We start from the raw sequence: 14,560 nt of genomic DNA on the forward strand, positions 1-14,560 counted from the left end.
CTCAACTCAACCTCTCCGACAGCTGCGCGAGCAGCTCGTCATCGCTCATGTCGTCATAGGCGTCGGTGCTGTCCTGTTCGGCGGCCTCCACCAGCTCGGGCAGGATCGTGGCCAGGTACCCGGTCAGCGCCTCGATGGTCGGATAGTCGAATACGACTGCGGCCGGCAGTGTTTCGCCGAGGCTGTCCGACAGCGCCCGCTGCAGGGTCACGCTCATCAACGAATCCATGCCGGAGGCGAAGAATCCGGCCGTGGGGTCCAAGGCGTGCCGTGACGCCAGGCCCATGGCGGCCACGACCTGTGTGGTGACGTGGTCGCGCAGCAACTCCAGGCGCTCTTGCGGTTCGGCTTCGGTCAGGGCGCGGCGGAACTCGGTGCTCACCGGCGCCGAACCGTCCGCCGGCTCGGCAACGGCCAGCAGGTCATCCACGATGTGCAGCGCCGCCCGGGTGCGGTAGGCGGTGGCCAGCCGCGCCCAGTCCGCCGCCACCACGGTGTGCCGCACGGCGCTGTGGGCGCCGATCACCAATGGCAGCGCTCCGATCGCCACGTCGTCGCTCATCGGCTCGAGGCCGGACTCCACCGTCACCTGGCGTTCGACGTCGGATTGGGTGTCGTTGAGCGACTTCCACAGGCCCCAGTTGATCGCGGTGGCCGGCAGCCCGGCCGCGCGACGTGCGTAGGCGAAAGTGTCCAGGAACGTGGTGGTCGCCGTGTAGTGCGCCAGCCAGCGCGACCCGGTGATTCCGGAGATCGACGAGAACAGCACGAAGTGGCGCACCGGGTGGCGCAGTGACAGCTTGTGCAGCACCGCGACCACATCGAGCTTCGGCCGGAACATGGCGGTGACGTCGTCGTCGGTCATGTCGCGCAGGGTCACCGGCCCACCGGCGAAGGCCGCCACGTGAATACCGGCCAGCGGCGGCAGGTCGGGACCGAACCGGTCGAACAGCGCGCTCATCGCCGTCTCGTCGGCCGCGTCGGCGGCCACCGTCACCAGCGTCGTCCCGGTCGAGGACAATTCGGCCGCCAGCTCGTCAAGACGCGTGCCCGGGCGCCGCGACACCGCGACGATGGTCCGGGCCCCGCTGGCCGCCAGCTGCCGAACCAGCTGCGGCCCGATGTTGCCGGTAGCCCCGATCACCAGATGGCAGCTGTCCGGGTCGAATTCGACGGGTGTGGCGGCCCCGGTCGGACGGCCCTTGCGCAGCCGCGGGACGCGGCGGACGCCGGCGCGGTAGACGATCTGGTCCTCGGTGTCGGCGGCGCCGGCCTCGGTGAGCAGGTACCCGGCGACCAGCGCGGCCGGAACCGATTCGTCGACGTCGACGACCCGGCCCCAGATCTCGGGATGCTCCAGGGCCAGGCTGCGGCCCAGGCCCCACAGCACGGCATGGGCGGGATTGGCCCGGTCGCCGTCGCCGACGGGTTGGGCGTTGCGGGTCAACAGGAGCAACTTCGCCGGGACTGGCTGATCCGCCATGGCCGCGGCCAGCCGCCGGCCGGTGTTGAACACCTGGTAAGCCGGGCCCGCACTGAGGTCGGCCGCCGCCGTCGTCGGCGCGTACAGGACGTGGGTGGCCCCGGGCAGCGCCGCGGCGAGTGCCGCCGGGTCGGCGTCGGCGGCCAGCATCGTCACCGTGCCACCGAGCAACGCGGCGATCTCGGCACCCAGGACATCGTCGCCGATCACCAACCAGGACTGCTCGGCGGTGTCGGCCGCGGCCACGTCGCTGGCCGGCCAGGTCAGCTCGCACCACCAGTCGGTGGGCACCGCACCGGGGTGGCCGGTGGCCCGGTCAGCGCCGCTGCTCACCGGGCCGGCGGCGCTGCGGACGGCAACGGTCTCGATCCAGTAGCGGTTGTGCTGCCACGGCGTGGTCGGCAGCACCGGATGCGGTTCCGGCGGATGCGGTGTCTGCGGCGGCTGGGCGGTGTGCGTCCGGTTGAGGTTGGTGTGGAAGCTGACCGCGTCGTCGGCGTTGCGCGCCAGGGTTCCCACGCTGTGGTGGTGCCCGCCAAGGGCCTCGCAGGTGTCGGCGATCGCGTGGGTCAGGATCGGGTGCGCACTGACCTCGACGAAGGTCGTGTGTTCGGCGCTGGCGGCGGTGACGGCCTGCGCCAGCAGCGCGGGCTGCCGCACGTTGTTCACCCAGTAGTCGGCGTCCAGCAGCGGCATGCCACCGGCGGGCATGGCGCTCTCGGTCACGGTGGAGAAGAACGGGATGGTGGCGACCTCGGGTGTGAGGCCGGTCAGCGCCGCGCGCAGCTCGGGCAGGATCGGGTCCATCAGCGCGGTGTGCGAGGCCACTTCCATGTTGACCCGTCGGGCGAACTTGTTCTGGGCGCTCACGGCGGCGATCACCGCGTCAACCGGCGCCACCGGGCCGGCCACCACGGTCTGCTTGGGCGAGAGGTAGCCCGCCACACTGACACCCGGGTAGGCGGCCAACAGTGACTCGGTAGTCTCGGCGTCGAGATTCAGCAACGCCACCGCGCCCTGGCCGGCCTGCTGCGACATCAGCCGGGAGCGGGCCGCGATCACCCGGAAGCCATCGGCCGGGCTCAGGGCGCCGGCCACCACGGCGGCGGTCACCTCCCCCATGGAGTGACCGATGACGGCGTCGGGGTGCACCCCGTAGGAGCGCCACAGTTCGGTCAGGGCCAGCTGGAGCCCCATCAGGACGGGCTGGACCTGCGCGTCGCCGCTGACCGGTTCACCGCCGGAGATCACCTGCCACAGCGAGAACCCGACGTGTTCGACGAACGCCGGCTCCAGCACGGCCAGCGCCCGGGCGAACGCCGGTTCGTCGGTGAGCAGTTGCCGGCCCATACCGGCCCAGTGCGAGCCCTGCCCGGAGTACACGAACACCGTGCCGGGCCCGCATGGCCCGTCGTGCGGACCGACGACACCATCAGCCGACGTGCCGGCGGCCAGCGCCTGCAGACCGCGTATGGCCTGGCCGCGGTCGCGGGCGCACACGGTGGCGAACTGGGCCTGGCGGGCGCGGTGGTGGTTGAGGGTGTGTGCGACGTCGGGCAGTTCCACCTCGGCGCCGTCACCGTTCAGCCAGGCGGCCAGGTCGCCGGCGGTCGCCGCGATCCGTTCCGGGGTCCGCCCGGAGACCACCAGCGTGGTGACCGCTGGATCTGCTTCGCGCGCAGTGACTTTGGCTGGTGGCGCCTGCTCGATCACCACGTGCGCGTTGGTGCCGCCGAAGCCGAATGAGGAGATCCCGGCCCGCCGCGGGTGGTCGGTGGACGGCCAGTCCTGTTGTTCGGCAACGACTTTCAGACGCAACTGGTCGAAGGCGATGTGTGGGTTCGGGGTGTTGAAGTGCAGGTTGCGCGGGATCTGCCCGCGCTGCACGGCCAGCACCGATTTGATGAAGCCGACCATGCCGGCGGCCGCCTCGAGATGGCCCAGGTTCGACTTGGCGGCACCGAGCAGCAGCGGCGCATCCGCGGGGCGTCCGCGTCCCAGTACCGTGCCCAGCGCCCGCGCCTCGATCGGGTCGCCGAGCAGCGTTCCGGTGCCGTGGGTTTCGACGTAGTCGACTTCCTGAGGCGCGATACCGGCGTCGGCGTAGGCCGAACGCAGCACCGCCATCTGGGCGGCCGGGTTGGGCGCCAGCAGGCCGTTGGAGTGGCCGTCCTGGTTGATCGCCGATCCGCGGACCACCGCCAGCACCCGGTCGCCGTCGCGCCGGGCATCCGAGAGCCGCTTGAGCACCACGACACCGCAGCCCTCGCCGCGGACGAAACCGTCGGCCTCGGCGTCGAACGCATGGCATGCGCCCGTCGTCGACAGCGCACCGCTCTGGTCGAAGCCGCGGAACACCGCCGGGGACATCAGTAGGTTCACCCCGCCGGCGATGGCGGTGTCACACTCGCCGGTGCGCAGGCTGCGGCACGCCAGGTGCAGAGCGACCAGCGACGACGAGCACGCGGTGTCCACGGTCACCGAGGGGCCGCGCAGATCCAGGAAGTACGACAGCCGGTTGGCGATGATGCTCAGTGCGCCACCGGCGTTGCTCCAGGCGTCCACGCCTTGCAGGTCGGCGGAGGCGTGGCAGCCGTACTCGGTGATGCTGGCCCCGACGTACACGCCGGTCTGCGAGCGCCGTAGGGAGGTCGCCGGAATCCCGGCGTGCTCCAACGCTTCCCACGCCACTTCCAGCAGCAGCCGCTGCTGGGGGTCCATCTTGACGGCTTCGCGGCTGGAGATCTCGAAGAACTCCGCGTCGAAGGCGGCGATGTCGCTCAGGAACGAACCCCACCGGGTGGTGCGGGCGATCGCACTGGTGGTCTCGGGCGACCCGTCGTCGAACGGCGCCCAACGGTCGGCCGGCACCTCGGTAACCGCGTTGCCGCCGTCGATCAGGAACTGCCACAGCGCTTCCGGCGAGTCGATGTCGCCCGGGAACCGGCAGCCCAGACCGATCACCGCGACGGGCTCGTCGGAGCCGAGCCGGCCCGGCTCGGGGGTCGACTCCTCGTCGGCGGACTCCGGCTCGATGAGGAACTTCGCCAGCTCCGCGACCGACGGGTGCTGCCAGAGCTCGACCGGCGAGACTTTGCGGCCGAGCAGTTCCGACAGCTCTCCGCAGAGCACCACCGCGTCGCGGGATCCGACGCCCAGGTCGTTCAGCGACGCGTTGAAATCGATCTCGTCGGGGCTGCAGCCGATATTGGTGACCAGGTAGTCGGCCAGCCAGTGGCGCAGGGATTCTTCGTCAAATGCTGCGGTCATGCGAGGGACTCAATTCCCACTAGATCCCGTCCCATCCGGCCGGAGCCGATTCCACGCTGTCGAACAGCTCATTCAACACACTGTCGGCCGACTCGGGCAGTGCGCCGTTGGCGGCCGCCGGGTCGTCGCCGGACTCCTCCTGCGGCAGCAGCTTGCCGGTCAGGTGTGCCGCCAGCGCCGCAGTCGTCGGGTGGTTCCACAGCATCGTCGCCGACAGTTCCAGGCCGACGAGCGCTTCGATATCGCGCCGGACGGCCATCGCCATCACCGAGTTGAGGCCGAGCTCGGCGAACGGCCGGTCCAACTGCAGATCGGCCTCCGGCATGCGAAGCTCGCGGGCCAGAATGCTGCGCAACCCGATTTCCAGCTCGCTGAGTATCTCATCGGCGGGCAGCTGCGACCAGTCGCGGGTCGGTGCGGCACCGTCGGCAGCGGAGGATCCCGGCCTCCCTACGGAGCCTTCCAGGGGCAGCGGCACCATGACGGCCTGGGCGACGTCGTAGTGCTCCACGTGGTCCCAGGCGGCGAAGGCTTCGGCCGGGGAGATCGGGCGGGAACCCATCCGCTCCAACTCGTGCAGCACGACGTGCGCCTCGGCGCCGAAGCCGAGGCCCTTCCAGGCCACCCAGTCCAAGCTGACGCTGTGGCAGCCCCGCAGATGGCGGGCACGGGCCAGCCCGTCGAGGTAGGCGTTCGCGCTCGCGTAGGCGCCCTGGCCGGGCACCCCGAACACCGCGCCCGCCGCGGCGGTCATGAAGAAGAAGTCCACGCTGGCCGGCGGGAACAGCTCGTGCAGCACCTGGGCGCCGGCGACCTTCGGCCACATGGTGTCCCGGAGCCGGTCGTCGTCGACCTCGGTCAGCAGCTGGCCCTCGGTGACGCCGGCGGCGTGGATGATGCCGCGGATCGGCGGTGCTCCCGCCGCGTCGCGGCGGGCCAGCAGGTCGACCACGCCGTCGCGGGAGCCGATGTCCAGGGCGGCCACGTCGACGCTGACGCCGCGCCGCTCCAGCGCCCGGATGGCGGCGACCTTATGCCGGATGTCGGCGTCGAGGTCGTCGTTGTCCCAGTCGCGCCGGGGCGGTAGCGCGCTGCGCCCGGCCAATACGAGCCGGCGGGCGCCGCGGTCGGCGAGCCACCCGGCCATCAGCAGGCCGAGTGCGCCCATGCCGCCGGTGATCAGGTAGGCGCCGTCGGGCTGGCACACCATCGGCTCGCGTTGCGGCGGACCGGAGATCGGGGTGAACGTCGGCGCCAGGAACTGGCCGTTGCGCAGCACCAGAATGGATTTCGCCGGGGTGCGCAGCACCGCCGACAACGTCCCCACGCCCTCGGCGATGCCGGCGGGGTCGGCGGGTAGGTCCACCAAGCCGCCGCACAGCTGCGGTTGCTCGGCGCGGATCACCCCGGCCAGGCCCCACAGGCAGCTTTGGCGCACCGCGGCATCAGACGCCGCCTCGTGCACGCCCTGGGTGACGATCCACAGCGCCGGCGGGTGGGTGTCCCGCTCGGCCAGCCGCGCCACCAGGTCGGACACCTCGCCGACCAGGCGGGACGCGCAGTCCAGGTCGGACTCGTCCGGCCGGGAGTCGGCGACGTAGACGACGGCCTGGGCCTCGGCAATGCCGGCCGTGCGGTGACCGGCTGCGGTCAGTCCGCCCAGCAGGGCCTCGGCAGCGGCGCCGTCGCCGACCACCGCCAGCGTGCCGGGCTGGTCCGGGGTGCCCGGCGCGGCGTCCCAGGGCCGCCATTCGATGGCGTGCGCGATCGAGCTGGGGTCCTGGGCGGGGGTCGCGGTGTCCAGCGCCGCGTAGCGCAGTCCGCGGATGTCGGCGCAGCGTCCGCCGTCGGGCGTGGTCACCGCGATGTCGACGACGAGCGGCCCGTCGCCGCCGTCGCGCCGGTGCACGGTGACGCCGGCCCGGCCGTCGGCGGGCGGTGCAGCAGCGAACCGGATGCTGTCGACCGCGGCGGGAACCATCAACTCCGGGTTGGACCCGTCCACTAGCCGCGCGACGTGCAGCGCGGCGTCGAGCAGCGCCACCGTCCCTGGCGCGGACTCTGCTGCTTCGATGTCGGCCCGCAGCTCCACCGGCGTCGACCGCCCGGAGACCAGCGACCAGTCGAAGGGGCGGCCTTCGCTGCCCCAGGTCAGCCACAGCGAGGTCACCGCGTCGTCATCGAATTGCGTTCCGGCGTGGCCGTTTTTGTGCATCGCCTCGGTGCCGTCCGAAGCGGGTTCGCCGCGGGGTGTGATACGGGCGCTGAGGTGTTTGATCCAGCGCACGCCGGCGTCGTCGTCGGTGACCGACTTCGATGACACCGACTTCGACAAGATGACCACCGATTCGGCGTCGGCGACGACCTGGATGGTCCGCGGCCGGTCGACCAGGATCGGGTGCTCGAAGCGGATGTCGCTGACGGCCGGCTGCCCACTGACCGCGATCGCGGCCTCGGAAAGCGTTTGCAGCAGCACCGATGCCGGCACCAGCTCCACACCGTTGTTGCGGTGCACACCCGGGTATGGCTTGGACTCCGGAGCCAGCCGCGCCTGCCACAGGTGCACGGTCGGCGTGGCGCCGATCTTGATGTGCGTGCCCAGCAGTACGCCGGGCCGCGGTGCGGATTCGGCTGCGCTGACGGAGTTTTCGTTCTCCAGCCAGTGGTGGGTGTGCCGCCACGGCGAGGCGGGCAGCACCGGGTGCGGCTCGGCCGGGTGCGGCAGCTCCCGAGGGCTGACCGGGTGTGCCCTGTTGAGGTGCTCGTGGAAGCTGACCGTGTCGTCGCCGTTGCGCACCAATGTGGCGACGCTGCAGTGCGGCACCGTCTCCAGGTTCTCGTCGATGGTGTGGGTCAGGATCGGGTGCGGGCTGATTTCGATGAACGTGCCGTACTTCTCGCCCGCGGCGGTGATGGCCTGGCTGACGCGGGCCGGCTGGCGCACGTTGTTGGCCCAATAGTCGCCGTTGAGCACCGGCGCCGGCCCGGCCGGGTCGACCACCGTGGAGATGAACGGGATCTGCGGGGCCGCCGGCACCAAATCCGCCAGCTGCGCGCGCAACTCATCCAGAATCGGATCCATGAACGCGGTATGGGAAGCCACCTCCATATTGACCCGCCGCGCAAACCGCTCCCGCGCCGACACCGCCGCAATCACCGCATCCACATCCGCCGGCAACCCAGCCACCACCGTCTGCCGCGGCGACAAATACCCCGCCACCGCCACCTGCGGATACCCCGCCAACAACTCACGTGTCGCATCGGCGTCCAACTCCAACAACGCCACCGCACCCTGACCGGCTTGCCGCGACATCAAAGCCGACCGCGCCGCAATCACCTTCACACCCTGCTCGGCGGTCAGCGCCCCGGCCACCACCGCCGCCGACACCTCCCCCATCGAATGCCCGATCACCGCAGCCGGGACCACCCCATAGGACCGCCACAACGCCGCCAACGCCAACTGCAACCCCATGATCACCGGCTGCACCTGAGCATCACCGGAGATCTCCGCGCCCTGGGCAATCACCTCCCGCAGCGAAAAACCCACCTCACGGACAAACACCGGCTCCAACTCATCAATCGCCGCAGCAAACACCGGCTCATCCGCCAACAACCGCCGACCCATCCCCGCCCAATGCGAACCCTGACCGGAGAACACGAACACCGGCCGGGAATCTGACGGGCGGATCCGCGGTTCGGCGACACCGGCGCCACTCTCTCCGGCGGCCAGTGCGGTCAATCCGGCCACTGCGGCGGCGCGATCCCGGGCGCACACGCCGGCGGTGTACTTGAAGCGGCTGCGGTGTTCGCGCAGGGTATAGGCGACGTCGGCCAGCGGCACCTCGGCGCCTTCGCCGGCCATCCATTCGGCCAGCACACCGGCGGTGGCCGCGATGCGCGCCGGCGACTTACCCGACACCAGCAACGTGCTGACCACCGGCGCCGGGGCGACCTCGATCTCGGCGGATTCGGTGGCAGGGGCCTGTTCGATCACCACATGCGCGTTGGTGCCCGACACCCCGAACGACGACACCCCCGCCCGACGCGGACGCGACACCGCCGGCCACGCCATCGCCTGCGACGGAATCTGAAACTTCGACGCCCCCGCACTGGCATTCGGCGTCAACTGCGAGAAATTCAGATGCCGCGGAATGAACCCGTGCTGCACCGACAACACCGTCTTGATGAAACCCGCCACCCCAGCGGCAGATTCGAGATGCCCCAGGTTGGTCTTGACCGACCCCAACACCAACGGCGCGGCCGCACCCCGCTCACCGAACACCGCCGACAACGCATCCAACTCGATCGGATCACCCAACGCCGTACCGGTCCCATGCGCCTCGACATAGTCGATATCACCAGGAGACAACCGCGCCGCAGCCAACGCCGCCCGCAACACCTTCTGCTGCGCCGGACCCGACGGCACCGTCTGACCACTCGACGGCCCATCCTGATTCACCGCCGACCCCCGCACCACCGCAAGAACCCGGTCACCATCACGCTGCGCATCCGAAAGCCGCTTGAGCACCACCACCCCAGCACCCTCGCTGCGGACGTAACCGTCGGCGGCGGCATCAAAGGTCTTGCACTGCCCATCAGGGGCCAACATCCCCCACCGCGACGTCGCAATGCTGTTCTGCGGCGTCAGCATCAGGTTCACCCCGGCCGCCAAGGCCTGATCAGACTCCCGGCGCCGCAAACTCTGACACGCCAGGTGAATCGTCACCAACGACGACGAACACGCAGTATCAAGCATGATCGCCGGACCATGCACCCCAAGGAAATACGCCAGCCGACCGGCCGCGAAATTGGCGGCATTGCCGAACGGCACGTAGGGATCGATGTCGGCGGGACGGATACTGCCGCCGATGTTGAGGGCGTAGTCGTTGGTGGTCAGCCCGACGAAGACGCCGGTCTGCGTGCCCCGGATCGCCTCCTTGGTGATCCCGGCATGCTCCAACGCCTCGAACGCCACCTCCATCAACAACCGCTGCTGAGGATCCATCGCATCGGCCTCACGCGGCGAAATACCAAAAAACTCCGCGTCAAACTCCGCAGGCTGCCACGAGGTCAAAAACCCACCCTCGCGAGAACAAATCGTCCCCGGCACCGAATGATCCGACGAATAAAACGCATCCGCATCCCAACGATCCGCCGGAACCCGAACAATCCCCGAACCCTCAGCACACAACAACCGCCAGAAACCCGCCGGATCATGAACCCCGCCCGGCAACCGACAACCCAAACCCACCACCGCGATCGGCTCGGTATCACCGGCCTCAGCCACCGCCAACCGCGCCGTCAAATCATCAATCTTGCGCAGCGCCTCAGCAACAATCGCCCGGCGATCCGGCCCCCCGGCCGGCACTGCATTCATCTCGCTCAACTCAACCTCCCCGAAAGCTGCGCGAGCAGCTCGTCATCTGTCACACAGACCGAGCGGAAGCATCCAGTCGGTCGAACCCGTCCCGCTGGTAGATCTCTACGCAGCTGGAGCGCCGGATCTTGCCGCTGGTCGTGATCGGGATGGCACCCTGTGGCACCAGAACCAGATCGCCGACCGCCAGACCGTGCGCTTTCGACAACGCGGCCGTGACCTTCCGCCTCACCTCGTTCAGCCTGTCAGCGACCTCCTCATCCGAGCCCCCCTTGTTCTTGAACTCGGCGATCGTAACAAGCTCTTCCGACCGGCTGTTCGGGATGGACACCGCGGCGACACGCCCACCGGTGATTTCTTGGACGGTGGCCTCGATGTCGTCCGGGTAGTGGTTCTTCCCGTCGACGATCAGCAGGTCCTTGATCCGGCCGACAATGTAGAGCTCGCCGTCGGAGACCACCCCGAGGTCGCCGGTCTTGAGCCAAGGCCCCTGAGGCGTGCCCGGCGACGGGTTGACCAGTTTGCCACTGAAGGTCGCCTCGGTGGCCTGCTGGTTGTGCCAGTAGCCCGCGGCGACGTTGGGGCCGTACGCCCAGATCTCGCCGACCTTGCCCTCCGGGTTCTCCGTCTGGGTGTCCGGGTCCACGATGCGCACCGTGCAGGCGCGGGGCACCCCGCAGCTGACCAGCTCGACGCCGCCCTCGGGGCCGCTCGGCTCGGCGGTGCCGTTCGCGAGCTTGGTGTAGTCGAAGCGCGGGGTCGGCGGCGGGCTGCCGGGGGTGTTCGAGGTCAGGTAGACCGTGGCCTCGGCCAGCCCGTAGCCGGGCCGCAGCGCCGCCGGGTTGAGGTTGAACTTGGCGAACCGGTCGACGAGCCGCCGCAGCGTGGCCGCGTGCACCCGCTCGGCGCCGAAGGCGAAGGTGTGGACGCGGCTCAGGTCGAGGCCTTCCATGTCCTCGTCGGAGGTGCGCCGGACAGCCAGCTCATAGGCGAAGTTGGGTCCACCGGTGTAGGCATTGGGGTAGCTGGCCACCAGCTGCATCCAGCGGGCCGGTTTGGCCAGGAAGGCCATCGGGCTGAAGATCACCGCCTGATGGCCGCCCACCAGCGGGAAGATGATGCCGCACATCAGGCCCAGGTCGTGGTAGAAGGGCAGCCAGGCCACCAGCGTGGTGTCGTCGGGCACCTTCTTTCCGACGTTCTCGAACGTGTCGGCGATCATCTGCCGCATGTTCTCGATCGCGTTGTGGTGCCCCACCATGACGCCGGCGGGAGTCCGGGTCGAGCCGGAGGTGTACTGCAGGAACGCCACCTTGGTGTGTGCGGTGGCGGTGGGCGCCACCGCCGGCGGGGAGTCGAGGTCCAGCGCGTCCACCTCGATCACCACCGGCGGTGTGCCGCCGAGGTCACTGATCGAGCTCGCGATGTCGCCGACGGCGGCCGACGTGGTCAGGATCGCCGCCGGGGCGCAGTCGCGCAGCGCTGCCGACACCCGCTCGTCGTGCACACCGAACATCGGTACCGGCAGCGGAACGGCGATCATCCCCGCCTCCAGCGCGCCGTAGAACCCGACGATGTACTCCATGCTCTGCGGGGCCAACAGCGCCACCCGGTCGCCCGGGGAGGCGCAGGTCGCCAGTTCGGCCGCCACCACCTGGGCGCGGTTGCGCAGCTGCGACCAGGTCACGGTCTCGCGGTATCCGGCCGGGTCGACGTCGAAGTCGATGAAGGTGTAGGCAGGCGCATCCGGTTTTTCCCGGGCCCGCTCCGCCAACAAGCTCGGAATGTGCGATTGAGTGGCCGGCATAGCGATGTTTTCTCCTTGTGCTGTCAGGTCCGCGGACCTCACCTGCTGAGTACTTCGTCCCCGTCGAAAGTCGTCAGGCGTCTGGTCCGGACTGACGGTTCGCTGCGCGGTGGTCCTGCACAGCGGAGGTATGCAATTGGATTAGCGACATTTGGGATGTGTCCCATGCGAGGCCGGGTCCGGTGGGCACGTTGCCCGACCTGCTCAGCCGAGAACTTCAGCCTTAACCGGGGCCGGTCGCCCGCCATGCCGGTCAAAGGTGAGGGCGGGTACAGCCGGGCGCCGAGATCGCGCGGCCGATGCGGCCGGTGCGGGTGATTCGACCATCGACACGGGTACCCCTTCTGGATGTGGAACCAACGCAAAAACTCCTTGGACCCCGACATCCCAGGTGTTTCCCTCCCGCGGAGGTTACCACGTAGGCGCTGTTGACAAGGAATTTATGGGTGTCCATACAGTGCTGACGCAGTAGACCCGGCATCGTAGCGCAGAAAACACGTCCAGCACCAGCGGTCACACCGGCACCAACAGGTACCTCACAGGATGGCTGCCGGGGTGCCGGTGTCATCACCGGCAATAGACCGCGAGTTTCTCCTCGATGGCGCCGACGAGCTCCGGCAGGTGATCGTTGAGGTAGAAGTGGTGCCCGGGCTCGGTGAACGTCCGGACGCTGAACTCGCCGGTGGTGCGCTCGGCCCAGGGAGCGACCTTGTCGGCGGTGGCGACGTCGTCCTGGTCGCCGTGGAAGGCCACGATCGGGCAGGACACCCGGGCCTCGGGCGGGCAGTCGTAGTTCGCGATGGCTTTCAGCCCACGCAGCGTCGGCAGGATCTTCGCCGCGAATTCCTCGTTCTCCAGAAACTCCGGATTGACTCCGGTCATCTGGCTGACCGCCTCGAGCAGTCCGCGATCGGAGTCGCCGATGTTGTCGTACCCCGCTCGCCCCGGTGCGCCCGCGGCGGACACGAACAGCGCCGCGATCGCCTTGCCCTCGGCCTCGAACCGGCGGGCCACCTCGAAGGCCAGCAGGGCGCCCATACTGTGCCCGAAGAAGGCGGCCGGTCCGCCGGTCGGCGAGGGCAGCTTCTCGCAGACCCGGTCGGCGAGATCCTCGATGCTGGTGAACGCACCAAGGTCATGGTTGCCGCCCTTGCCCGGGTACTGCACACCGATGCGTTTGACATCGGTGGCGAACGCCTTGGAGAACGGAACGTAGTACTGCGGCGATCCGCCGGCGTGCGGGAAGATGTAGAGCTTCGGCGTACGGTCTGTCACTCGGGACACCCTAACGGGTGCACCGGCTACCCGATTGCGGCATCCCGCTCGGCGAACGGTGCCCCGAGCCGCGGCACGGTGCTGATTCCGTGCCGGCGGCCGCGGGCGACACCCCGGCGGATCAGTGCGGCCGTCCCGACGAAACCGGCATGGTCGAGCGCCACGAACGGGGTCAGCAGCCGGTTGTGCACGAATCCGAACGCCAGCCCCGACGCCGGGTCGGCCCAGCCCACCGAGCCGCCCAGCCCGACGTGGCCGAAGCCCGGCAGCACCTGGCCGAACGGAACACCGTGATAGCCGAGGTGAAACGCCAGCGGAACGCCGACGGTGCGGTCCAGCTCCAGGGTGTGCCGACCGGTCAGGCCGTCCACCAATCGGCGGGACAGGAACTGGGTGCCGTCGATCCGCCCGCCGTTGGCCAGTGCGCCGTAGAGGCGGGCCAATCCTCGCGCGGTCGCGACGCCGTTGATGGAGGCGGCCTCGGTGTCCAGGAAGGGGATGTCGCCGCGCACCGTGCCCATCACGCCGGGGAAGTAGAACGCGCCGAGTCCCCCGTACGGCAGCAGCGCGGCAGCCTTGGGCACCAGGAAATCCACCACCGGGTTCTGCCGGTTGCGTTGCGGCATGATGATCTCCGCGGCAACGGTCGGCGCACCGGCCGGTGGCCGGCCCAGGTGCAGGCCATCGGTGTCCAGCGGGGCGGCCAGCTCGGCGCGGAACAAGTCCCGCATGCCGACGCCGGTGACGGCCCGGGCCAGCCCGGAGAGCAGCCAGCCGTAGGTCAACGCGTGGTAGGCGGGCTTGCCGAACTCGCGGCCAGGTGCCGCGGCAGCCATCCGCGCTTCCATCGCCAGGTGGTCCAGCAGGTCCGCTCTGCTGGCGCCGTGCAGGTGAGTCAGCCCGACCCGGTGGCCCAGCAGCTGCCGGACGGTGATCGCGGCCTTTCCGTTCGCGCCGAACTCCGGCCAGTACTGCGCCACCGGGACGTCGTAGTCGATCAGACCCCGGTCGACCAGCCGGTGGATGACCGTCGACGCCGCACCCTTGGTCGCCGAGAACACCATGGCGCCGGTGTCGGCCGACCACGGCACCCGGCCCGCCCGGTCCGACCATCCGGTCCACACGTCGACGACGGGCCGGCCGTCCAGGTACACCGCCAGCGCCCCACCGCCGTAGCGGCGGCCGGGGAACATCGCCGCGAAGGCGCGCACCGCGCAGCCGAAGTTCGGGTCTGCCGCGCCGTGCACGTTCGCCGGAAGCGCCGTCTGGCGCGGGTCGGGATGCTGCCTCATGATTGGCAATCTACCTCGCGACCGGCGCAGATAAGTCGAGTTATCCGGCGCGTCGG

Annotated in this window: 5 protein-coding genes; all 5 read right to left on the reverse strand. The window is 69.7% G+C overall.

Annotated elements, in window-relative coordinates:
• Position 1: 1 nt before the first annotated feature.
• On the reverse strand, positions 2–4,753 hold the full coding sequence (locus A5694_RS05870; RefSeq protein ID WP_064920896.1) for a type I polyketide synthase: 4,752 nt from the start codon (positions 4,751–4,753) through the stop codon (positions 2–4).
• A gap of 19 nt (positions 4,754–4,772) precedes the next feature.
• The gene (locus A5694_RS05875; RefSeq protein WP_428844258.1) at positions 4,773–10,121 is read right to left on the reverse strand and encodes a type I polyketide synthase; all 5,349 of its coding nucleotides are present in this window, start codon (positions 10,119–10,121) and stop codon (positions 4,773–4,775) included.
• Between the two features lie 58 nt (positions 10,122–10,179).
• Positions 10,180–11,937 carry an AMP-binding protein gene (locus A5694_RS05880; RefSeq protein ID WP_064920897.1) on the reverse strand — a complete coding sequence of 586 codons (1,758 nt, stop codon included), beginning with the start codon at positions 11,935–11,937 and terminating at the stop codon, positions 10,180–10,182.
• 567 nt (positions 11,938–12,504) lie between these two features.
• A complete protein-coding gene (locus A5694_RS05885) occupies positions 12,505–13,212 on the reverse strand; it encodes a thioesterase II family protein (protein WP_064920898.1) in 708 nt (235 codons plus the stop codon).
• 26 nt (positions 13,213–13,238) lie between these two features.
• Positions 13,239–14,504, reverse strand: a complete 1,266-nt coding sequence (locus tag A5694_RS05890; RefSeq protein WP_064920899.1) for a serine hydrolase domain-containing protein — start codon at positions 14,502–14,504, stop codon at positions 13,239–13,241.
• Positions 14,505–14,560: the final 56 nt, after the last annotated feature.

The organism is Mycolicibacter sinensis (assembly GCF_001667945.1).
Taxonomy (GTDB): domain Bacteria; phylum Actinomycetota; class Actinomycetes; order Mycobacteriales; family Mycobacteriaceae; genus Mycobacterium; species Mycobacterium sinense_B.